At 71.0% G+C, this 21,125-nt stretch carries 21 protein-coding genes; 10 read left to right on the forward strand and 11 right to left on the reverse strand.

Features of this window, described 5'->3' with window-relative positions; genetic code table 11:
* Positions 1–447: 447 nt before the first annotated feature.
* Together ADK64_RS08795 and ADK64_RS08800 are read right to left on the reverse strand one after the other, a co-directional pair.
* Entirely contained in the window at positions 448–1,089 is a 642-nt protein-coding gene (locus tag ADK64_RS08795; protein ID WP_053656780.1) for a methyltransferase family protein, read from the reverse strand.
* Between the two features lie 132 nt (positions 1,090–1,221).
* Positions 1,222–1,815, reverse strand: coding sequence for a helix-turn-helix domain-containing protein (locus ADK64_RS08800; protein WP_053656782.1), 594 nt, complete (start codon positions 1,813–1,815; stop codon positions 1,222–1,224).
* Between the two features lie 48 nt (positions 1,816–1,863).
* On the opposite strand from ADK64_RS08800, the gene ADK64_RS08805 reads away from it, so the two are divergent.
* Positions 1,864–2,397 (forward strand): GNAT family N-acetyltransferase, encoded by a 534-nt coding sequence (locus tag ADK64_RS08805; protein WP_053656784.1) that lies wholly within the window; start codon positions 1,864–1,866, stop codon positions 2,395–2,397.
* 9 nt (positions 2,398–2,406) lie between these two features.
* Here ADK64_RS08805 and ADK64_RS08810 read toward each other — a convergent pair whose 3' ends face one another.
* Positions 2,407–3,384, reverse strand: coding sequence for an asparaginase (locus ADK64_RS08810; RefSeq protein WP_107092943.1), 978 nt, complete (start codon positions 3,382–3,384; stop codon positions 2,407–2,409).
* Between the two features lie 193 nt (positions 3,385–3,577).
* On the opposite strand from ADK64_RS08810, the gene ADK64_RS08815 reads away from it, so the two are divergent.
* Positions 3,578–4,957, forward strand: coding sequence for a gluconate:H+ symporter (locus ADK64_RS08815; protein WP_267888536.1), 1,380 nt, complete (start codon positions 3,578–3,580; stop codon positions 4,955–4,957).
* Between the two features lie 294 nt (positions 4,958–5,251).
* On the opposite strand, the gene ADK64_RS42635 is transcribed toward ADK64_RS08815, so the two are convergent.
* The gene (locus ADK64_RS42635; protein ID WP_078992561.1) at positions 5,252–6,529 is read right to left on the reverse strand and encodes a methyltransferase domain-containing protein; all 1,278 of its coding nucleotides are present in this window, start codon (positions 6,527–6,529) and stop codon (positions 5,252–5,254) included.
* Between the two features lie 326 nt (positions 6,530–6,855).
* On the opposite strand from ADK64_RS42635, the gene ADK64_RS08830 reads away from it, so the two are divergent.
* Entirely contained in the window at positions 6,856–7,275 is a 420-nt protein-coding gene (locus ADK64_RS08830) for a TOBE domain-containing protein (RefSeq protein ID WP_053656792.1), read from the forward strand.
* Positions 7,276–7,334: 59 nt separating this feature from the next.
* Here ADK64_RS08830 and ADK64_RS08835 read toward each other — a convergent pair whose 3' ends face one another.
* A complete protein-coding gene (locus ADK64_RS08835; protein WP_053656794.1) occupies positions 7,335–8,339 on the reverse strand; it encodes an XdhC family protein in 1,005 nt (334 codons plus the stop codon).
* A gap of 201 nt (positions 8,340–8,540) precedes the next feature.
* On the opposite strand from ADK64_RS08835, the gene ADK64_RS08840 reads away from it, so the two are divergent.
* Complete coding sequence (locus ADK64_RS08840; RefSeq protein WP_053656796.1) at positions 8,541–9,185, forward strand: molybdopterin-dependent oxidoreductase; 645 nt, start codon at positions 8,541–8,543, stop codon at positions 9,183–9,185.
* Between the two features lie 36 nt (positions 9,186–9,221).
* On the opposite strand, the gene ADK64_RS08845 is transcribed toward ADK64_RS08840, so the two are convergent.
* The gene (locus tag ADK64_RS08845; protein WP_053656799.1) at positions 9,222–10,082 is read right to left on the reverse strand and encodes a winged helix-turn-helix transcriptional regulator; all 861 of its coding nucleotides are present in this window, start codon (positions 10,080–10,082) and stop codon (positions 9,222–9,224) included.
* Between the two features lie 99 nt (positions 10,083–10,181).
* On the opposite strand from ADK64_RS08845, the gene eno reads away from it, so the two are divergent.
* A complete protein-coding gene (eno, locus tag ADK64_RS08850; RefSeq protein WP_053656801.1) occupies positions 10,182–11,465 on the forward strand; it encodes a phosphopyruvate hydratase in 1,284 nt (427 codons plus the stop codon).
* 24 nt (positions 11,466–11,489) lie between these two features.
* On the opposite strand, the gene ADK64_RS08855 is transcribed toward eno, so the two are convergent.
* The gene (locus tag ADK64_RS08855; RefSeq protein ID WP_053656803.1) at positions 11,490–12,713 is read right to left on the reverse strand and encodes a saccharopine dehydrogenase family protein; all 1,224 of its coding nucleotides are present in this window, start codon (positions 12,711–12,713) and stop codon (positions 11,490–11,492) included.
* A gap of 131 nt (positions 12,714–12,844) precedes the next feature.
* On the opposite strand from ADK64_RS08855, the gene ADK64_RS08860 reads away from it, so the two are divergent.
* Together ADK64_RS08860 and ADK64_RS08865 are read left to right on the forward strand one after the other, a co-directional pair.
* Positions 12,845–13,552: a TetR/AcrR family transcriptional regulator gene (locus tag ADK64_RS08860; protein WP_053656806.1), complete on the forward strand. Its 708-nt coding sequence runs from the start codon at positions 12,845–12,847 to the stop codon at positions 13,550–13,552.
* 269 nt (positions 13,553–13,821) lie between these two features.
* Positions 13,822–14,379 carry a pyridoxamine 5'-phosphate oxidase family protein gene (locus ADK64_RS08865; RefSeq protein WP_053656807.1) on the forward strand — a complete coding sequence of 186 codons (558 nt, stop codon included), beginning with the start codon at positions 13,822–13,824 and terminating at the stop codon, positions 14,377–14,379.
* Between the two features lie 70 nt (positions 14,380–14,449).
* Here ADK64_RS08865 and ADK64_RS08870 read toward each other — a convergent pair whose 3' ends face one another.
* The 3 genes from ADK64_RS08870 to ADK64_RS08880 all read right to left on the reverse strand — a co-directional run bounded on the left by ADK64_RS08870 (position 14,450) and on the right by ADK64_RS08880 (position 17,306).
* A complete protein-coding gene (locus tag ADK64_RS08870; protein WP_053656809.1) occupies positions 14,450–14,998 on the reverse strand; it encodes a hypothetical protein in 549 nt (182 codons plus the stop codon).
* A gap of 60 nt (positions 14,999–15,058) precedes the next feature.
* Positions 15,059–15,592, reverse strand: a complete 534-nt coding sequence (locus ADK64_RS08875; protein ID WP_234384505.1) for a DUF3566 domain-containing protein — start codon at positions 15,590–15,592, stop codon at positions 15,059–15,061.
* A gap of 832 nt (positions 15,593–16,424) precedes the next feature.
* Positions 16,425–17,306 (reverse strand): SDR family NAD(P)-dependent oxidoreductase, encoded by an 882-nt coding sequence (locus ADK64_RS08880; protein WP_053656813.1) that lies wholly within the window; start codon positions 17,304–17,306, stop codon positions 16,425–16,427.
* A gap of 69 nt (positions 17,307–17,375) precedes the next feature.
* Between ADK64_RS08880 and ADK64_RS08885 the strand changes: the two genes are divergently transcribed.
* Complete coding sequence (locus ADK64_RS08885; protein ID WP_053656815.1) at positions 17,376–18,044, forward strand: TetR/AcrR family transcriptional regulator; 669 nt, start codon at positions 17,376–17,378, stop codon at positions 18,042–18,044.
* A gap of 124 nt (positions 18,045–18,168) precedes the next feature.
* On the opposite strand, the gene ADK64_RS08890 is transcribed toward ADK64_RS08885, so the two are convergent.
* On the reverse strand, positions 18,169–18,882 hold the full coding sequence (locus ADK64_RS08890; protein ID WP_324614384.1) for a TetR/AcrR family transcriptional regulator: 714 nt from the start codon (positions 18,880–18,882) through the stop codon (positions 18,169–18,171).
* A gap of 136 nt (positions 18,883–19,018) precedes the next feature.
* Between ADK64_RS08890 and ADK64_RS08895 the strand changes: the two genes are divergently transcribed.
* Both ADK64_RS08895 and ADK64_RS08900 read left to right on the forward strand, forming a co-directional pair.
* The gene (locus ADK64_RS08895) at positions 19,019–20,209 is read left to right on the forward strand and encodes a cytochrome P450 (RefSeq protein ID WP_053656817.1); all 1,191 of its coding nucleotides are present in this window, start codon (positions 19,019–19,021) and stop codon (positions 20,207–20,209) included.
* 5 nt (positions 20,210–20,214) lie between these two features.
* Positions 20,215–20,433, forward strand: coding sequence for a ferredoxin (locus ADK64_RS08900; protein ID WP_199829540.1), 219 nt, complete (start codon positions 20,215–20,217; stop codon positions 20,431–20,433).
* Positions 20,434–21,125 lie beyond the last annotated feature (692 nt).

A 21,125-nucleotide genomic window follows, 5' to 3' on the forward strand; every position in this document is an offset into this window, starting at 1 on the left:
CCACTCGACGGGCCGGGGCCGGAGGAATGACAGACACGGGGACGCCCAGACCTCCAAAGGTCGGACGTGCCCATGCCAAACGCCGACGAGTATGGCGAGTCGCTCCCGCAACAACAAGGAAGGGTTCCGGCCGGACGTCCGCCACGGTGGGCAGGCGAGGACGGCTGCAGTCTCCGCACTCCGTGCCCCCGGCTCCACGTCCGGCATCACGCAGGGTGCCTGCCGAGGCGGCCGCCGTCCACGCTCGGTTCACCCACGGCTGGCCGGTACGCGATGGTTCCGTCCGTAATCCGGACCAGGCGTCCTTGATTTAGCGCACTCTTGGCTCACTGATGACCGGACTCCGCCACACCACCGCGTCACGTGTCGAGCGGACGCACGGAAGCCCGGCCGCGCGGGCGGCGCCCGGGCCCGCAGCGGCCGCGGGGCGGCGGTCGGCGCCGCTGCCTACCGCTGCACACTGTCGTCACGGCCAGCGCCCTCCCGCGCGGGACGTGTCCAGGGGATCAGTGCCGGGACGCGCGCGCGGTAGTCCTCGTAGGCCGTGCCGAACCGGTCGGCCATCAGGCCGTCCTCGGCCCGGACCCGCAGCAGGAGCCAGGGAACGGCGACGATGAGGACGGCGACCCAGACGCCGAAGCCACAGGCCAGCATGGATCCGGTGATGAGGCCGAGCAGCCCTGCGTAGATGGGGTGACGAACCAGCCCGTAGGGACCGTCGGTGCGGAGTTCATGGTGTTCTCTGACCGTCGGCACGCTGGCCCACATCGCGCCCAGCACCCAGCGGGCCCACAGCAACAGGGCGGTGGAGGCGACGGCGAGCACGGCGCCGAGGAGGGCCAGCTCCGGCTGCCAGTACCGCAGGTGTCGCCACAAACCCATGGTGCGGCCGGCCAGAACGACGAACAGCCAGACACCCGCGAACAGGAGAATCCGGCGGGGGAACGTACGACGGTGTCCACGCCACCAGCCGCGCAGACCGGCGTGGCCCTTCACACCGAAATAGACGGCGCCCACGATCCAGGCCGCATAAAAGGTCAGAACGCAGACACCGATGAGCACAACGAGCGCGGAGTGAAGCGAACCCATACCTCAAGACTGCTCCTCGAACGCAATGGATCACCACCACCCACGGGTCGATGGAGACCATCCCGACAGCCTCCGCCCCCGGACGGAGATGAGCCGCCCCGCGCCCAGAGCAGGGCACGGAGGTCATCGACGTCACCTCCGCCCCGAACCAGAGCTCTGCCGGGCGCCCCGGGGACGCATGATGAGTGCCGCGACGTGGTACACGCACGGCGTCGGTCCGGGATTGGCATAGCCGTGGACGACGTCGGCGGCGAAGTACACCGAGTCGCCTGCGCCGAGGTCCACGGCTCGGCCGGCGAGGGTCAGGCGCAGGGTCCCGGACTCGACGGCGATGAACTCGTGCGAGCCCGGCGCATAGGCGGGGAACTCGCCGGCGTCGCAGCCCGGGGGCAGGACCGTGCGGATCCACTCGAAGTTCAAGCCGGGCACCACAGGGGTCAGGATCGTCCGGCGCCAGCCACCTGCCTCCTCGACGGTGTCCTGGTCGTACGCGCGACGCACGATCACGCGCAGGTCCTCCGGCTCCGCGACCAGTTCGGCCAGAGGCACGCCCAAGCCGTCCGCGATGCGCGCGAGTACGACGACGGTGGGCGCCTTCTGACCACGCTCGACCGACGACAGCATGCTCACACTCACCTCGGCCCGGTTCGCGAGTTGCTGCAGGGTCAGGCCGAGACCGTGCCGCAGCTTCTGCACACGGCCACCCAGGGTCACGAGATCCAGCATTCCACTATAATAGCCAGTCATTTCACTATAGAGAAACGAGTGGTCGAGATGACAGCACCTCACGCGGTCGTCCGCCCGGCGAGCCCCTCCGACCTCAAGGCCGTTGCCGACATCTACACGCACTACGTCCGCCACAGCGTGGCCACCTTCGAGGAGACTCCGCCGACCGTCGCCTCCTGGGAGGGGCGGCTGGACGACCTGGCCGAGCGGAAACTGCCCTTCGTCGTCGCCGAGTCGAACGGCGCGGTGGCCGGCTTCGCCCATGCGTCTCCCTGGCGTCCGAAACCGGCGTACCGGCACACGGTGGAGGACACCGTCTATCTCGCGCCCGACGCCACCGGCCAAGGGCTCGGTACCGCCCTGCTGGAGGCGGTCATAGCCGAGTCCGCCCGGGCGGGGACACGACAGATGATCGCCGTCATCGCCGACACCGGGAGCGACGCCTCCCTCGCCCTGCACCGCCGGTTCGGCTTCACCGACGCCGGCCACCTGGTCGCGGTCGGCTACAAACACGGCCGCTGGATCGACACCTTCCTCATGCAGCTGACGCTCGCCACGGGGTGTGGGCGCCACAGGAGTTGAACGAGAAGGTCAGCCCCGTCGGGCGAACGCCACGGCGATGTCGTCGCGCCCGGCTCCGTCGGCCAGCAGCAGCCGGAGCAGCACGCGGGCCTTGTACGGGTCGAGGAGACCGCCGTCGATCAGTCCGCGCCGGCGCAGGTCCGTCTCCGAGCCGGGCGCGTGGTAGGAGTGCCGCAGGACCGAGCCGCTCCCGGTGCGCGAGGTCAGCACGACCGGCATGCGCTCGGCCAGCACACCGAGCCGCGGCGCCAGCACGCCCGGCACGTGCCCCACACCGAAACCGGCGACGACCAGGCCTTCGTGCGTGGTCTCAAGCCCCTCGAGCTGGGCGCCGTCGTCGTCCAGCGTGGCCACGTGCAGCGCGACGCGGGCGGCCTCGAGTCGTTCCCGGTCGAGCTCGTGCGACAGCGGCTCGTGCCGGGGTGCGGCGAGGAGCATGCGCACCCGGCCCTCGACGACATGTCCGAGCGGACCGGTGCTCGGCGAGGCGAAGGTCGCGGGGCTCGTGCTGTGTGTCTTGCGTACCCATCGCGCCGCGTGCACCTCGTCGTTGAGGACGACCAGCGCGCCCGCACCGCGTGCCTCTCGCGCCGCGGCGACGCGCACAGCGGCGAGCACGTTGGCCGGGCCGTCCGCCCCCGCCATGGCCGGCTGTCGCATCGCGCCCGTCAGCACGAAGGGCGCGTCGTAGGGCCACACCAGGTCGACCAGGAAGGCCGTCTCCTCCAGGGTGTCGGTGCCCTGTGTGACGACGACGCCGTCCGCACCCTCGGCCACGCCCCGTGAGGCGATGGCGACGACGTCGAGGACCTGCGCGAAGGTGAGACTTCCGCTGGGCACGGCCTGCACGTCCCGTACGTCCAGCGGGACCCCCAGTTCGGCCAGGCCCGGTACAGCCGCGGTGATCTCAGCACCGCCCAGCCGCGCTCCCCGCGTGCCGCCCGGCACCGATATCGTGCCGCCGAGTGCCAACAGCGCGACGCCCAAAGCCCGCTCCCTCACCCCGCATGTCGCCGGACGGAGACCCGCCGGGCGCCGCCCAACCTACCCCCTGCGCCCATGACATCAGGCGGAGTCGACGGCGCGTCAGATCCCGCTCCTTGCACACCCATTGACCTGGGCCGTCCACATCCATAGCCTCCAGCCTCATATGTAGACGGAATCCTCATGCGAGGACACCATCGTTCATGGACGCGACCATGGTTCAAAGGGGAACTGGCGCATGCCACTTGTTGTCGTAGCCGTCGGCGTACTGGTCCTGCTCTTCCTGATGACAAAGCTGAGGCTCAACGGCTTCGCCGCCCTGCTGTTCGTGGCCGTGGGTGTCGGCCTCGTCCGGGGCATCCCGCTGGAGAAGATCCCCGACGTGCTCTCCGAGGGCATCGGCGGGCAGATCGGTGACACCATGCTCACCATCGGGCTCGGCGCGATGGTCGGCCGGGTGATGGGCGACTCGGGCGCCGCCCAGCGGATCGCCGGCAGGCTCCTCGACCTCTGCGGCCCGCGCTGGGTCCAGGTCGCCATGGTGCTGTCGGCCATGCTGATCGGCGTCACCATGTTCTACGAGGTCGCGTTCGTCATCATCGTGCCGGTCGCCTTCACCCTCGTACGCGTCACGCGGACGAACCTGCTGTGGGTCGGGCTGCCGATGTCGATCGCCCTGTCCACCATGCACAGCTTCCTGCCGCCGCACCCCGGGCCGACCTCGGTCGCCGCGACGTTCCACGCCTCGGTCGGACTGACCCTGTTCTACGGCCTGTTCATCGCCGTCCCGGCCGGCACGCTCATCGCCCTGATATGGCCGCGCCTTCCGTTCGTCCGGAGGATGAACCCCTCCATACCCACAGGTCTGGTCAGCGACCGCGTCTTCACCGACGACGAGATGCCGGGCATGGGCTGGTCGCTCTCGGTGGCCCTGCTGCCCGTGGTCCTCATCGCCGGAGCCGCGGTGACCGATCTGGCGACCTCCGGCTCGGGGCCCGTCCTGCACTTCGTCGCCTTCGTCGGTTCGGCGCCCATCGCTCTGCTGCTCACGCTCGCCGTCGCGATCTGGGCGTTCGGCCCGCGGATCGGCCGCAGCCTCGAAGAGGTGAGCGCCTCCTGCCGGTCGGCCGCCCAGGCGATGGCGATGATCCTCCTCGTGATCGGCGCGGGCGGCGCGTTCAAACAGGTCCTCGTGGAGGGCGGGATCTCGGACTACATCAAGAACACGGCCGGCGGCTGGTCCCTGTCGCCGATCGTCCTCGCCTGGCTCATCGCGGCCATCCTCCGTGTGGCCCTCGGTTCGGCGACCGTCGCCGTCGTCACCGCCTCGGGCGTGGCGCTGCCGCTGCTCTCCGGCAGCGGAGTCCACCCCGAGATCATGGTCCTGGCCATCTCCTGCGGATCGATCGCCTTCTCCCACGTCAACGACCCGGGATTCTGGATGTTCAAGGAGTACTTCAGCCTGTCCGTCATCGACGCGATCAAGGCGCGCACCACCTACACGACGGTGCTCGCACTCCTCGGCCTCGGCGGCGTTCTCGCCATGGAGCCGATTCTGGACGCCCTCAACGTGTGACCCGCCCGGCACGCTCGCCCGGGTCGGCACACGATCGGCACGACGGCCCTGGACAGGGGCACCGTCGGCGATGACGTCGAGCAGGTGCGCCGCGCCGGTCGACAGCACCCGGGCGACATCGGCTCGCTCGTCGGCCATCCGCCCTTCGGCGATCAGGCGGACCACGGCCACGGTCGACGGGCTCGTAACTGCCCGCATCCGCACCGACGTTGACGGTCGTTCCCAGGTCTCCCAGGGTCGCGTGGACCAGGGCGGCGATACGGGGTCGGTGCGCCAGGGCGAGGTGTGACAGGTTCATCCGTCGACGCGCTCGGCACGCGCCAGGAAGTGCTGCGGGGCGTCCTCGTAACAGGACAGCTCCCAGCCGGCCGCCCGCAGGGCGGGGCGCAGGTTCTCCTCGGCCAGCGGGTCGTCCGGGTCGAGGGGACGGCCGTGACGGGCGGCGCGTTCGGCGCGGCCGGAGGGGTGGAAGAGCAGCAGGACACCGCCCGGGGCGGTGACTCTGGCCCATTCGTGCAAGGCCGTCGCGGGGTCGGGTACGTGATTGACCAGGCCCGCGCTGAAGACCGCGTCCACCGCCGCCGTCGGCAGCGGCAGTCGGCAGGCGTCGGCCAGCAGCAGATGCCCCTCCTTGTCCCGGCCTTCGCGCACCGCTGCCGTGAGCATCGCGGGCGTGAGGTCGATGCCGGCGACGACACCCCCGTCACCGACCCAGGCGCGCAGCGCGGGCAGCGCCCGGCCGGTGCCGCAGCCCAGATCGAGGACGCGCCGGCCGGGGCGCAGTCCCATCCGGTCGACCGCCGCCGCGTACCGCGGGCCGTCGTCGGCGAAGCGCTCCTCCCAGGTGGCCGCGCGCCGTGTGAAGAAGGCGCGTGTCGCCGTCCGCTCGGCCCGGGCCGCGACGAAGGCGGCGAACCGTTCGAACACCGCATCGCGGTGCCGGGCCAGCGCGGCCAGTTCGGCGGGTGCGGACTCGAGCAGGCCGGGCGCGGTGGCCGCCGCCTCCGGGAAGGCGTCGGCGAAGCATTCGACCGCCGTCCCGTCCACCTCCAGGTGACACTGGATCCCCCACGCCGAGTCGGCGATGCGGAACGCCTGGACCGGGTAGCGGTCGCAGGAGGCCAGCAGCGTCGCCCCGGCCGGCAGGTCCATCGTGTCGCTGTGCCAGTGCAGCGCCCGCAGCCGCTCGGGAGCAGCGCCGAACAGGGGGTCGTCGTGCGCGGCCTCGGTCATCCGTACGTCGCCCCAGCCGATCTGCGCGCCGTCGCCGGGCCGAGCGGTACCGCCCGCCGCGACCGCCAGCAGCTGCGCGCCGAGGCACACGCCCAGCACGGGGATCTCGGCCTCCAGCGCGGCGCGCAGCAGCGCGAGTTCCGCGCCGCGGCCGGGGAAGTCCTCGTAGGCGGCCATCGGCCCGCCCATCAGCACCAGAGCCACCATGTCGTCCGCCGTGTCCGGCACCGGGTCGCCCGCCCAGGTCCGGCAGACGCGGGCCGACAGCCCGGCCGCCTCGAGCGCGGCGCCGATGGCGTACGGCCCTTCCTGCGGTACGTGCTCCACGATCTGGATCACGGGCTACCACCTCCCGCCCGACCGTACCCGAGCAGTGGCTGGATCCAAACGCACATACGAGGTAATGAGCACAGAAGGATATGTATTTGCCAGTGCATTCTCCGCATCACCCCAGCATGTGCCATCACGGCGAGAGGACGTCGGGATTTCGTTGGCGGACAGCGCCCTTGTCGGGTTCCTCCGATCTGCGAAGGCCGGTCGAATCCGAGAGTGGCGGATGCGAGAGGGCTCACAACGAGCACGATCGAACCGGCTAGCTTGTGGAGTCACAGCCGGCACAAAATGTGGCAATTCACCCCCTTTCCCAGTCTGCGAGGCCTTCCGTCATGAGCCTGAGCATCCGCAACCAGATTCCCGGTACCGTCACCGCAGTCACTCCCGGTGAGGTGATGGCGACCGTGAAGGTGCGCCTCGACGGCGGCCAGGACCTCACCGCGGCGATCACGCTGGAGGCCGTGAAGGAACTGGGGCTCGCCGAGGGTTCGGCCGTCCGCGCCATGATGAAGTCCACCGAGGTCGCGCTCGCCACCGGCCGCGTGGCGGGTGTGTCGATCCGCAACCAGTTGCCCGGCACGGTCAGCGACGTCGCCACGGGCGGGGCGATGGCCACCGTCAAGGTCGCGGTGGACGGCGGTGAGCTGACCGCCGCGATCACCAAGGACGCGGTCGGCGACCTCGGACTGGCGGCCGGTTCACCGGTCGTCGCCCTGATCAAGTCGACCGAGGTGTCCCTCGCGACCGCGTGACTCCGGGCACCCCAGTCAGGCGATGAGCCGCCCCCGAGCGGCCGTCGAACCGCCTCCGGTCAGGTGTTGATCGGCCCGGACCCCTCGCGCAGGACCCGGGCCGCGCGCCCGTCGAGGGCGGCGAGCACCTCGGCACAGACGGCCAGCGCCGTCTCGGCCGGGGTGCGAGCGCCCAGGTCGAGGCCGATCGGACCGTGGATGCGCCCGATGTGTGCCTCGTCGAGGCCGGCCTGGGCGAGGGCCTGGGCGCGCCGGGCCTGGGTACGCCGTGAACCGAGCGCGCCGACATAGGCGATACCGCTGGTCAGGGCGGCGTGCAGAACCGGGATGTCGACCTCCGGTTCATGACTCAGGACGATCAGACAGGCGGCCGCCGGACGCTCGGCGAGCAGCGTGACGGCGTCCTCGGCGGCGAGCGCCACGGTGGCCTGCCAGTCCAGCACATGGGCCTGCGCGACGAGGAGTTCGGCCAGCTCGCCCCCTCCGGCGATGACCAGGTGGGGTACGGCCGGGAAGGACTCGATCAGGACGAGTCCTTCGTCCGTGAAGCGGGTGTCACGGCCGGACCGGCGGCGGACGAGCAGATCCCGGGCACGTTCCATGGCCTGGACGGGCCCTTCCGCACCGACGACACCGTCCTGCCGCTCCGGTGTCGCGAGGGTGCTGACCGCGTGCGTCTGCCCCTCGTCCAGCCGGGTGACCAATGCCGCGTCGGCTCCCTGTCCCAGCAGCGCCCACCAGCGGGCGGGAATGGTGCCGAGCGGCTGCAGCAGGACCTCGGCCTGCCCGCCGCAGGTCAGACCCGCCTGCTTGACCTCGTCGTCGTGGACGGACACCTCGCAGACGCGTGCCGTGTGCCCGGCGGCCAGCGCGGCGGCCTCCGCGGCGAGGTGCTCGTCGAACACCCCGCGGTACAGGGTGCCGTGGCAGTGACCGTCGGCGTCGATCAGGACCGCGTCGGCCGGGTGCCGGGGGCCGAAGCCCTGCTCGGTGATCGGGCGGGCGAGTACGCCCGTACGGCCCTGGGCCGCCCACTGCTGTGCCGTATCCGCCAGCTCGCGCATGATCGCGGCCCTCCTCGGCCAGGGCGTCGGTGGTGCCGGGAGAGCGCCTGGTGGGCGATGGCACCGTGACCGGAATTCTAGTAAGGCGCGGCCCGCACACACGCACCCGGCCCCGGCCTGGGCGTCACCGCACGTGAGCGCCTACGCTGCACGGGGAAGGCAGCCCTCACCAGCACACCGCCGACGAAGGGACACCCCCGCGTGGCAAGCGACCGACCAGGCACGGCCGAGGCCGCAGCGGATGCGTCCCGCCGTGTCCCTCCCGGCCAGCGCCTGGTGCACGGCTGGCCGGTGTCGCACTACGGGCCCGTCCCCCGTTTCCGCCCCGAGCGCTGGAACCTGCGGGTCTTCGGCGCCACCGCCGACGGCGCCGAGCACCGCTGGAGCTTCGACGAGCTGACCGGACTGCCCCACCGTACGGTCGTCGCCGACCTGCACTGCGCGTCCGGCCCCACGTCCACCGACCACGAGTGGTACGGAATCCCCGCCACTGCCGTCCTGGAACTGGTCCCGCCCGGGCCGGAGGTCACGCACGTCATGGCCTGGGCGGAGTACGGCTATGCCGCCAACCTCCGCCTGGCCGACTTCACGACCCCGCAGACCCTGTTGGCCACCCATCACAACGGCGAACCCCTCACCGCCGAACACGGCTTCCCGCTCCGTCTCGTCGTGCCCCACCTGTACGGCTACAAGAGCCCCAAGTGGCTGCGCGCCGTCGAGTACCTCACGCAGGACCGCCGTGGCTTCTGGGAGGAACGCGGCTACCACAACGTCGCCGACCCCTGGCGGGAACAGCGCTACTCCCACCAGGAACAGCCCGGCGACGGCCCGGAACGGAACGGCTGAGGACCGGCTTCCTCCAGAAGGCGTGCCGGACCCGGCTCACATCGTCCGGGCCCAGTCCGCGGCCAGCCGCAGGCTCTGTGCGACGGCGTGCGGGATGTCGACGACGGGGAACAGGGCGTGCCGTACGGTCCGTTCGGCGTCGACGATCAGGATCAGGCGTTTGTGCCGGAGCCGGCCCGCGCCACGGAAGGTCGGCAGCCGCAGGGCCGCGGCCAGCTGGTGTCCGGCGTCGGAGAGGAGAGGGTACGGAACCTTCTCTATGCGAGCGAACTCCGCCTGTTCGTACGGGAGTTGGGTGCTGATGCCGCGCACGTCCACGCCCGCCCGCCGGAAGTCGGGCCAGGCGTCCCGGAACAGCCGGTTCTCCAGCGTGCAGCCGATGGCGCCGGGGATCCGCTCACCCCACTCGACACCGGTGCCGGGGTAGGCGAACAGCACGGTCGCGACGGAGTCCGGTGCGACGAGGGGCAGGTCGGCGCCTTGCGTACCGGGCAGTTCGAGACCGTCGGGCAGGCGGGTGCCGACCAGGGCGTGCACCCGGGCGTGCTCGGCACCGTCCGCCGCCGCCGTCGCCGTCACGCTGCCATCGCCCAGCACCCACCGGTCGCCCCAGTCCTGCATGGCCACGAGCAACGGCAGCAGCGCGATCCCGGCATCCGTGAGGAGGTATTCGTAGCGCACCGGACGCCGTTGGTAGAGGCTGCGCTGCAGAACCCCGTGGGCGACGAGTCTGCCGAGGCGCTCGGTGAGCACCTTGCGGGACAGGCCGATCTCGGCGGCCAGGGCGTCGAAACGGACGTGTCCGCGGGCGACCTCTCGCAGCACCAGAACGTTCCACCAGTCTCCCAGGACCATGGCGGCCTGGGCGATGCCGCAGGTCTCGTCAGCGTTGTGCATCCTCACGCGTCCATAGTAAGTTCCTTTTCGGGACTCACTTTGTTTCATTAGGGAACTTACTGCCCGCGGCTCCGCGGGCCCAGCGTGAGGAGTTGCAGCGTGACCGCCATCAGCCGGGTCGTCGCACGGGAGATCATCGACAGCCGGGGCAATCCGACCGTCGAGGTGGACGTGGAGCTCAAGGACGGATCGCTCGGCCGCGCGGCCGTACCGTCCGGCGCCTCCACCGGTGCCCGGGAGGCGGTGGAACTGCGCGACGGCGACCCCGCCAGGTTCCACGGCAAGGGGGTCCGACGGGCCGTGGACGCCGTGAACGAGAGCATCGCGGACGCCGTGACCGGGCTCGACGCCGAGGACCAGGCGACCGTCGACCGCACGATGACCGAACTGGACGGCACGGAGACCAAGTCGCGGCTCGGCGCCAACGCCCTGCTCGGCGTCTCGCTGGCCACCGCCAAGGCCGCCGCCTGCGCCCACCGGCTGCCGCTCTACCGCTACATCGGCGGAGTCGACGCCCGGCTGCTGCCCGTGCCGATGATGAACATCGTCAACGGCGGCGCCCACGCCGACAATCCGCTCGACTTCCAGGAGTTCATGATCGCCCCGATCGGGGCGGCCACCTTCGCCGAGGCCGTCCGCATGGGCTCGGAGGTCTTCCACACCCTGCGCGGCGATCTGCTCGCCGCCGGCCACAGCGTGAACGTCGGCGACGAGGGCGGCTTCGCGCCCGATCTGCGCACCGCGCAGGAGGCCCTGGACTTCGTCGTGAGCGCCGTCGAGCGGACCGGCTACAAGCCCGGCACCGACATCACGATCGTCATGGACCCGGCCACCTCGGAGTTCTTCCGCGACGGCATGTACGACTACACGGGCGAGGGCCTCCGCCGTACCCCCGCCGAACACGCCGACTACCTGGCCGCTCTGGTCGACCGCTACCCCGTCGCCTCGATCGAGGACCCGATGGCCGAGGACGACCACGACGGCTGGCGCGCGCTGACCGCCCGGCTCGGCGACCGCTGCCAGCTCACCGGCGACGACGTCTTCTGCACCAACGAGGCACTGCTGCGCGCCGGCATCCGGGACGGCATCGCCAACTCCGTCCTGGTGAAGGTCAACCAGATCGGCACCCTCACCGAGACCCTGGCCACGGTCGCCACCGCCCACCGCGCGGGCTACACCGTCGTCATGTCCCACCGCTCCGGCGAGACCGAGGACACCACCATCGCCGACCTCGCCGTCGCCACCGGCTGCGGCCAGATCAAGACCGGCTCCCTGTCCCGTTCCGACCGCACCGCCAAGTACAACCAACTCGTCCGCATCGAGGAGGAACTGGGCACCCAGGCCCGCTACGCGGGGCGGGAGTCCCTGGGGCTGCGTCGCTGACGCCGACGCCGAACCCCCTGGGGATCAGGCCTCGTCGCGCAGGCCCCAGGGTGAGCCGTACGCGGTGAGCAGGTCCAGGTAGGGGCGCGGTGGCAGGGCTTCCGCTCCGAGTACGCCCTTGCCGGACCAGGCGCCGACGGCCAGCAGTTCCAGGGCCACGACCGGGTTGACCGCCGTCTGCCAGACGACGGCCTGGGAGCCGTACTCGCGCATCGACCACTCGTTGTCGACCACGTGGTACAGGTACACCTCGCGCGGCGCCCCGTCCTTGGTCCCCTTCACCCATGTGCCGGCGCAGGTCTTGCCCGTCATCCGGTCCCCCAGGCCGGCCGGGTCGGGCAGGCAGGCGGCCACGACGTCTCGCGGGGACACCCGTACGGGTCCGTCGTCCCCGCGCACGGTCACCTCGGCCGTCGAGTCCAGGCCCAGTTCGTGCAGGGTCTTCAGCTTGGCGATGAAGTCGCCGCCGAGTCCGTACTTGAACGTGACACGGCGCGCGTCCACCCAGCGCGGGATCAGCAGCACCTCTTCGTGCTCGACGTTGACACACTCCACCGGTCCGATGCCCTCGGGAAAGTCGAAGACCTCGGGCTCGCTGAAGGGAGCGGTGGTGAACCAGCCGCGGTCCCTCTCGTAGACCACCGGCGGGTTGAGGCACTCCTCGATGGTCGTCCAGATGCTGAAGGACGGCGCGAAGTCGTAGCCCGCCACCATCAGGTTGGCGCCGTCCCGTACGCCGATCTCCTCGATGTCGTCGAAGAGTTCGTCGGCCGCGTAGCGGGCGAAGACGTCCGACAGACCCGGCTCGACGCCCATGCCCACCAGTGCCAGCAGTCCGGCCTCCTCCCAGCGCCGGGCCAGCGCGAACTGCTCGTCCCCGAGCTTCACACCGCATTCCTCGTACGGGCGGGAGCCGTGCGGCGCGGACAGTGACATCGCCATGTCGAGGTAGTGCGCGCCGGCCTCCAGGGCCGCCCGGAACAGCGGCATCACGAACCTGGGGTCGGTGGCGTTGAGCAGGACGTCGCACCGCTCGTCGACGAGCGTGCGGCGGACCGCGTCCTGGTCCGAGGCATCCAGCCGCCGCGCGCTGAACCGCGCACCCCGCTCCCCCAGGGCCGTGACGGCGGCCTCGGCACGGGCGAGGTCGTAGTCGGCGACGACCATGTGGGTGAGGAAGTCGCGGCGAGCCGCGATCCGGGTGACAGCAGTCCCGACGCCGCCCGCACCCACCAGAAGTACGCGCATCTCACACACCTTTCTTCCGGTCGTCCAGGAGGCAGGCGCCTCCGGACAGGGCTCGATGCAACGGCATGCCGGGAGATAAGGTCAACCCTGTTGGCATAAGAGCCCGGCGGAGGCAGTGGAGGGCGGCGTTCATGGCGAAGCAAGTGGTTCCGGAGGCGGCGCGTCGTCGCAGGCGGCCCACGCGCACTGGGACCGTGCTGTCCGAAGAGATCATCGTGGACACCGCCCTGCGGGTGCTGCGCGAGCACGGCAGCGCCGGTCTGACGGCCCGACGTCTGGGCGCGGCCCTGGGCGCCGATCCCAGCACCCTGTACCGCTACTTCGCCGGGATGGACGATCTGGCCCGGGCCATCGGGGACGAGCTGATGGGCCGGGCGCTCGCCGACTGGACGGCGACCGGGGACTGGCGCGCGGATCTGCGTGCTCTGGGCCGGGCCGTCCACGCCTCGTACCTCGCCCACCCGCAGGCGGCCGTCCTCACCGCCAGCCGGGTCACCGGGCGGGCTCGCGAGATCGCGGTGGACGAGACCATCCTCGGTATCCTGCGCGGTGCCGGGCTGCCCGACCCGGTGGCGGTCAGCGTGTACCACGCGTTCATCGACCAGAGTCTCGCCTTCGCCGCACTCGACGCCGGATCACTCGCCCTGGCGGACGAGGCGCGCGCGGGAGACGAGGAGATGTGGCACACGACCTACGCGCACCTGCCCGCCGAGTCGCACCCGAACATCGCCGCCACAGCACCGCTGCTCGCCCGGCGGATGCCGCACAGCGCCTATCCGGCGGCCCTGGAGATGCTTCTGGAGCACGCCGCCGCGCAACTGGCCCTCGCCCGGCCCTGACGTTGCGAGACCGGACGCCGGGCAGGTGCGTGCCGTCGCAGAGGGCCGTGCGGACACCCGGCGGTGCGGGGCCGGCACGGGGCGGCGTTCACCATCAGGGTGCCGAGAAGCACGTCGAGCAGCGGTTGCCCGGCCTGCTGGGGCTCCTCATGGCCGGGGACACGCGGGACGCGCGATCACTTGACGATCAAGATTTGGCAATCCGTCGGCGTGGCGATGAGTTCGGTCCGTGCGGACGGTCTTCATGGAGGAGAGGAAGGAGATCCACCATGCCGACACAGGGACCCGCCAAGCAGCCCACGTCCGAGCTGGACGCCCGCTACAGCTCCGCACTCAATCCCCGCCCCGGTGCGGCGGACGTCACCGCCACCGAGTGGGCCGAGGCCCAGCGGCAGCTGGCGGCCGCCGAGATCTTCTGGGTGTCCACGGTGCGGCCCGACGGCCGGCTGCACGTCACGCCCGTGATCGCCGCCTGGCACGACGGGGTGTTGTACTTCTCCACCGGCACCGACGAGCAGAAGGCCAGGAACCTCGCCCATGACGGGCACTGCGCGCTGACGACCGGCACCAACTCGCTCGGCGAAGGGCTCGACCTCGTGGTCGAGGGTGAGGCCGAACGCGTCGCCGATCCAGCGGTGCTGGAGGAGGTCATCGCGGCCTACGAAGCGAAGTACGGGGCACACGTCACCGCGCCCGAAGGCACCTTCCACGGGATCGGGGATGCGTTCCGGAAGGGGGACGTGCTGGTGTTCGCCGTGGTTCCGGACACGGCGTACGGCTTCGGGCGGAACGACGGGGTCTACACCCATACGCGGTGGGCGTTCTGAGCGCGGCACGTTCCCCGCGAGACCGTGTGCCTCGCCCCTGAGGAGCCGTCGCGCAGCCGCTCCGCGGACTCTATGCGCGCGGATACTCGCGCACGGGGACGTCCGGCGCGAAGTGGGCGGCAGCGGTGAACAACGACTCCTTGTCCAGACGCCACCCCGTCACCGCCCGGGAGGCGATCGCTACGTCGGCGGACACCGGCACGAGGAATTCCAGGGCGGCGCGCGCTTTGGGACCGCCCCCGGGCAGCGCCGGGGCACCCTCTCGCCGCGTGACACCGACGTAGGGCACGGTGGCCTTGCCCGCGGCCTGGTACCAGAGGACGAAACCTGTGATGTCACCCCAGGGCACGTGGACGGTGGTGGCCTCGTACCGCGCCGGGCTTCCGCCGAGCAGCACGCCCGTCTCGTCCACCCGGAACGCGACCTTGCGGCTCATCGCCACGTACACCATGAACAGCCCTCCCCCGCCGAACAACGGCAGACCCAGAATCCGTGCGTACAGCGGTATGCCGGGGAGCAGCAGAACCGCGGTGAAGACGGCGCTGAGCGCCACGACTCGGACGGTCCTGCGGTCCCAGCCGTAGCGCGCCTGGTAGCTGGGCGGGATGGATTCAGCCATGGCTGGATCATGACAATAGCTGGCTCTCCAGGGAAGACTCTTGCGGCAATTGACGGCGGGCTACTTCAGATAGGTGCCGCCGTCCGCCTTCCCGTGCGGGTCCGGTCCGTGGCTCGCCATGGGTCCGGCTCCGGCTGCTTCCTCGGCCTGCGTGGGCCGCGTGCCGCCGCTCCAGGGGCCGAGCACCTCCGGCAGGCGTCGTACGGCGCGGGAGGCCCAGGACGGGGTGTGCGTGCGCAGGTAGCGGCGGGCGCGGACGCGGGCACGGCCCATGACCAGCAAGGCGTGGGTGGCGGCCGGGGTCGGCCTCAGGTCGTTGGTCAAGGCCACTTCGACTCCGCCGTTGTACTGCGCCGAGAGGTTGTAGATGAAGGTGGCCAGCGTCGCCAGGCAGGTCCCCATGAAGACTTCCAGGGTGATGACGCCGATCGAGATGGCCAGGACGGTGGTCAGTTCCGGCAGGACGTCCGGGGCCATGGTCTGCACCATGATCCAGACGACGACCGCGGTGACGATCGCGATCACACCCAGCCCGGTCAGGAGCAGAAAGCTCGTCACCATCACCGACCAGGGGTCCCCCTCCGATATCCGCATCCGCATCGTCCACGAACCGGGCGGGGCAGGCTCGTCGAGCGGTACCTGACGACTCTTGGCACCGGGTACCGGATCGGGCCGGCCCACCGCGGGCCGGGACCGGTGAGCGGGCCTCGGGGCGGCGGGGCCGGACGGGGCGGGGGGCGGAGCCGGTGCGGGTCCCACTGGGACAGGGGGCTGGTGCTCCGGTGCGGGCTCGACCGGGGTACGGGGCAGTGCCGGTGCGGATCCAAGCGGCACAGGAGGCTGCTGTTCTGGTGACGGTTCGACCGGGCCAAGGGGCGACGCCGTTGCCGGTCCGGCCGGTGCGGATCCGGTGCTTGCTGGGGCGTCGGCCTGTTCAGGTGGCGCCGTCCGTGCCTCGGGGCGGGCGTCGGGCACCGCCTGCTCCTCGGCTCCGTCCGGGCGCGCTGTGCGCGGGAGTTCGGCGGCGGACCCGCTGTTCCGAGGGCCGGGGGATCCGCCGCCCTGTTCCGGCGTGGCCGGTCTGCGGACGGTGGTGCGGGGCCTGCGCTTGGCTCGACTCATGCCTGTCTCCCTGACTGGCCTGGCAGCCCCGCGGTGCCCTCTCCCATCGACCGGGCCTCCCTCGACCGCACGGCGGCCTTTGGGGCCTGCTGGTCCGTGAGTCCGACGGTATGGTCCCTTCCACGATCATGCACCCGCAGGCGATGTCCCGGAGCGCGGAGCGGCACGCCGACTGCGACGTCGGGGAGACCGCCTCCCCCAGACCAGACCGCGCGTGCGGAGCGGCACGGGCGTACTCCTCGGCAACGACGCCGAATGGCGTACGGGCACGCCGGGCCGGGCAGCGGGCACGGCCGCTCTCAGGTCACGGTCGCTCTTCGGGCGGGAGCTGCACGGGGTAGGGCTCGTCGAAGTCGGCCGAACGGCTCACCTTCTCCCACGCGGTCGCCTCCGAGAGCTGACGACTGGAGTAGTCCAGCGCCATGGTCACCGCGTTCACGCCGAGCAGGAGATGGCTCGGGAGCTGGTCCCGCCGTACGGTCCGTACGATGATCTCGGCCGCGCGGCGCGGGTCCCCGGCCGCACCGGCCGTGCTCTGTCGCACGCGCCGGTTCATGGCGCCCACGGTCTCGTCGTAGGCGTGCGGGATCTCGTGGACCGTCATGGAAGAGCCGGCCCAGTCCGTGGCGAAGCCGCTCGGCTCCACGACCATGACCCGCACACCGAACGGTGCGGTCTCCGCCGCCAGGACGCGACTGAAGCCGTCGACCGCGAACTTGGCCGCCTGGTACGAGGCGATGCCCGGCGATCCGCCGACCCGGCCCCCGACCGAGGAGAACTGCACGACGGTGCCCGCGCCCTGCCGGCGCAGGACGGGGAGCGCGGCCTTCGTGACGTTGTAGACGCCCCAGAAGTTCGTCTCGAACTGGGCGCGGAAGTCGTCGTCTTCCGCCGTCTCTACGGGGGACACACTCGCGTACCCCGCGTTGTTCACGAGCACGTCGATGCGTCCGAAGCGCGCGACCGCTTCCTCGACGGCCGACCGGGCCGCGTCGGGGCTGGTGACGTCCAGGGCGAGCGGGAGGACGCGGTCACCGTGCTCGCCGAACGCATCCGCGAGCACCTCGGGTCGGCGGGCGGTGGCCACGACGCGGTCTCCGGCCTCCAGAGCGGCGGCGACCAGGGCGCGGCCGAAACCGCGCGACGAACCGGTGATGAACCAGACCTGGGGATCCTGTTGACTCATACCGTTAGTACAACACCGTTCTCCTAATAATGCAACGCCGTTGTCTTAAGCGTTTCTATGATGTCCTGCATGAATGAGCCTGCCTTTCAGCGTGCGCGCAGTGCCGAGGCCAAACAGGCGCGGGAACGGGCGATCCTGGACGCGGCCCGCACGCTCGGCCGGCGGCGCGGCGTCCGGGACGTCACCCTCACCGACATCGCCGCCGAGGTGGGCATGCACAAGTCGGCGCTGCTGCGTTACTTCGAGACGAGGGAGCAGATCTTCCTCGAACTGACCGCGGAGGGCTGGCGCCAGTGGTCCGCCGACCTGCGCGGCGACCTGGAGCACACGGCGCGGGCCACACCCGCCGGGGTCGCCGCCGTCATCGCCGGCACACTCGCGGCGCGCCCCATGTTCTGCGATCTGCTCGCCCAGGCACCCTTGAACCTCGAGCGGAACGTGTCGATCGAGTCGGTGCGCTCGTTCAAGCTCGCCACCCTCCACGAGGTCGGGCTGATCGGTGCAGAACTGCGCCGGCTGCTCGGGCTGACCGAGTCACAGGCCGTCGACACGATCGCCACGGCGACCGGCATGGCCGGAGCGCTGTGGCAGATGGCCACGCCCGGCCCGCGCCTGCGGGAGCTCTACACGAGCGACCCCCGGCTCGGCCATGCCGTCGTCGAGGTGGAACCCCGGCTGACCCGCGTCCTCACCGCCCTCCTCACCGGACTCGGCGCGCATTCCGCCACGACCTCGTGACCGGTGGCGCCGGCGGCAGGAGGAGCCGAGGACCGTCGGGCGTTCCGCGATGTGCGTGCGCACCCGACGACGGTGAAGTTCTCGGCGGCGTACGAGAGTCCCCGTCGTCCGTGTGCCGCGGGGCCTACGGCCGCTCGTCGGGACCTTGGTCCGCTCCTCGGTCCCCGGGCACGTTCCCGTCGTGCAGGAGGCCTTCGAGTGCCGTGAGGACGTGCCCGCAGATCTCGTCCGGTTCCGCGCTCGCCAGCGGTTCCTGCCCGACCACGACCCGCATCAGGCCGATGCCGAGCAACCAGGCCATGGCGAGTTGGGCACGCAGCTTGCCGTCGTCGGCCGGGACGAGGGCGGCGAGCGCGGCGGCGTACTCCTCCCCCAGCGCGTGAACGGTGTCCGGGGCGGCGTCGGCACTGCCGATGGAGCGCAGGTAGACGGCCAGCAGCCGGTCCGACTCAGGTGTGGCGCCCTTCGCGAGGACACCGCGCAGCGCGGTCTCGAACAGCCGATCCGGGGGCGTGTTGCTCAGCTGTTCCTTGCCTCCCTGCGCCATGACCTCGGTGAGCAGGGCCTTCTTGGAGCCGAAGTAGCGGAATATGAGCGCCTGGTTCACCCCGGCGCGGCCGGCGATGTCACGGACGGTGGCCGCCTCGTATCCGCGCTCGGCGAAGACCGCCCCGGCCGCGTGGAGGATGCGGGCCCGGGTTCCCCGGGCGTCACGCGGGCGGTGCGGGGTGTCCTCAATGCGCTCGGTGTCCTCGGTGTCCTCGGTGTCCTCGGTGTCCTCGCGGGCAGGGTCGCCGCCGGGACGGTCCTGATGTCGCGTGTGCTCGCTGGTGTCCACCCTCTGCTCCTTTTGCCGCCGTGAGCCCGCTCGCACCTGCCGAGGAGCCGCCAGAGTAACGGCCGATTAGCACGGTTGACCGCCGAGCGGGCCGCTCCTAGCGTTGTAAGCGAGTGCTTACACAAGGGAGGCAGCAGTGACGGCAACGGATCACACACCCCTCGCCTATCCCTTCAACGCCAGCCGGAACCTGGACCTGTCCGACGCGTACGAACGAGCCCGTGACACCCCGGGCCTGTTGCGCGTCCAGCTGCCGTACGGGGAGCCCGCCTGGCTCGCCACCCGCTACGCGGACGCCCGGCTGGTCCTCGGCGACCAGCGCTTCAGTCGGGCCCTGGGTCTCGAACACGACGAGCCGCGCTCCTCCGAGGGCAGGCGGGACAGCGGGATCCTCAGCATGGATCCGCCCGACCACACCCGGCTGCGGTCCCTGGTCGCCAAGGCCTTCACCGTCCGTCAGGTCGAGAAACTCCGCCCGCAGATCAGGGAGTTGACGTCCACCCTGCTGGGCGCCATGGAAGCGGCGGGGCCGCCGGTCGACCTGGTCGACCGCTATGCCCTGCCCATCCCGGTCGCGGTGATCTGCCGGCTGCTCGGGGTACCGGAGGAGGACCGCCCGCGGTTTCGCGCATGGAGCGACGCGGCGCTGTCCACCAGCTCGCTGACGGCGGCGGAGTTCGACCGCAACCGCGAAGAGCTGCGCGCGTACATGGCCCAGCTGATCACCGCCCACCGTGAGCGGCCCCGGGACGACCTGATGACGGCGCTGATCGAGGCACGCGATCACGACGACCGGCTGTCCGAGCTGGAGCTCGTCGACCTGTGCGTCGGCATCCTCGTCGCCGGCCACGAGACGACCGCCACCCAGATCCCCAACTTCGTGCTCACCCTCCTCGACCATCCGCAGGCACTGGCCCGCCTGCGCTCCGAGCCCCCCCTCATCACCGGCGCGGTCGAGGAGCTGCTGCGCTTCGTGCCCCTGGGCAGCGGGGCCGGTCAGCCTCGGTACGCCAAGGAGGACATCGAGGTCGGCGGCACCCTGGTGCGCGCCGGGGAGCCGGTGCTGGTCGCCGTCGGCGCGGCCAACCGTGACGCGCTGCGCTTCGACGCGGCCGGCACGCTCGACATCTCCCGGAGCGGCAACGCCCATCTTGGCTTCGGCCACGGCGTGCATCACTGTCTGGGGGCTCCCCTGGCCCGTCTCGAACTCCAGGAGGCCATCGGCGCGTTGGTGGCCAGGTTCCCCCGGCTGCACGTCGCCGGTGACATCACCTGGAAGACCGAGATGCTGGTCCGCGGCCCCCGCGTCATGCCCGTGAGCTGGTGAACTCCATGAGCTGGCACCTGCACGTCGACTCCGACCGCTGTATCGGCTCCGGTATGTGCGCCGGAGCCGCACCGGACCTGTTCGCACTGGACGACGACCACGCGCGCCCCGTGAACGAGCACATCGAGAACGACGACCGGGCACTGGAAGCCTCCGACATCTGCCCGATGCTGGCCATCACCGTCCGGGACGCGGACGGAAAGGAGATCGGGCCCCGCGACTGAACGTGCCTCGGCCCGACCTTCCTTCGCGGCAGGCGGCGTTCGCGAGCCGGACGAACGAGCCGGTCGGCGGGTTCGTGTCGGCCGCCTTCGTCGCCACCACGGCGCGGCTCGGCCGGCATCCGGAGCGGGCCGGCCAGGAGTGGATCGAGCGGGGCGTGGGGCCCGTGCGCCGCACACGCCGCATGACCGCCCTTCAGCCCACTGGGTGTGCATGACTGCCCCTCAGCCCGTCAGGCCTGAGGGGCAGTGGCCGCGCGCTGTCGCACGAGCGACGCGGGCCCGGAGGGCCACAGGACAATGGGCGTTGCCCGAACGGGCAACGGAAGCGCTTTCCCGTGACCGATGTCACGATTGACCGCGCCCGGTTCCTTTCCTTAACCGTCCGGTAAATGACAGGACGGTAAAAGGACGTCCAGGTGGACCATCCGGAGAGTAGGCAAGGGGTATCACAAGATGACAGTTGACAACGTTGGCCTAGACAGATAGCCTTTCTATGTGCTAGGGGAATGTAATTTATATTTGGCAATTGACCGAACGCATTCACTGCATGAATGTCGGGCCGCCTCGCGGCCGTACCGGCGGTAAGACGGCAGCACACCAAGGCGACGCCGCACGGAAGTCCGCCCCCGCTACGGCGGCATGGCCGGGCACCCTTTTCCGAGGCGCACCCCGGCCGGTCTGTACCGTTTCGA

Origin of the sequence: Streptomyces sp. MMG1121, assembly GCF_001280015.1 — a bacterium.
GTDB lineage: Bacteria > Actinomycetota > Actinomycetes > Streptomycetales > Streptomycetaceae > Streptomyces.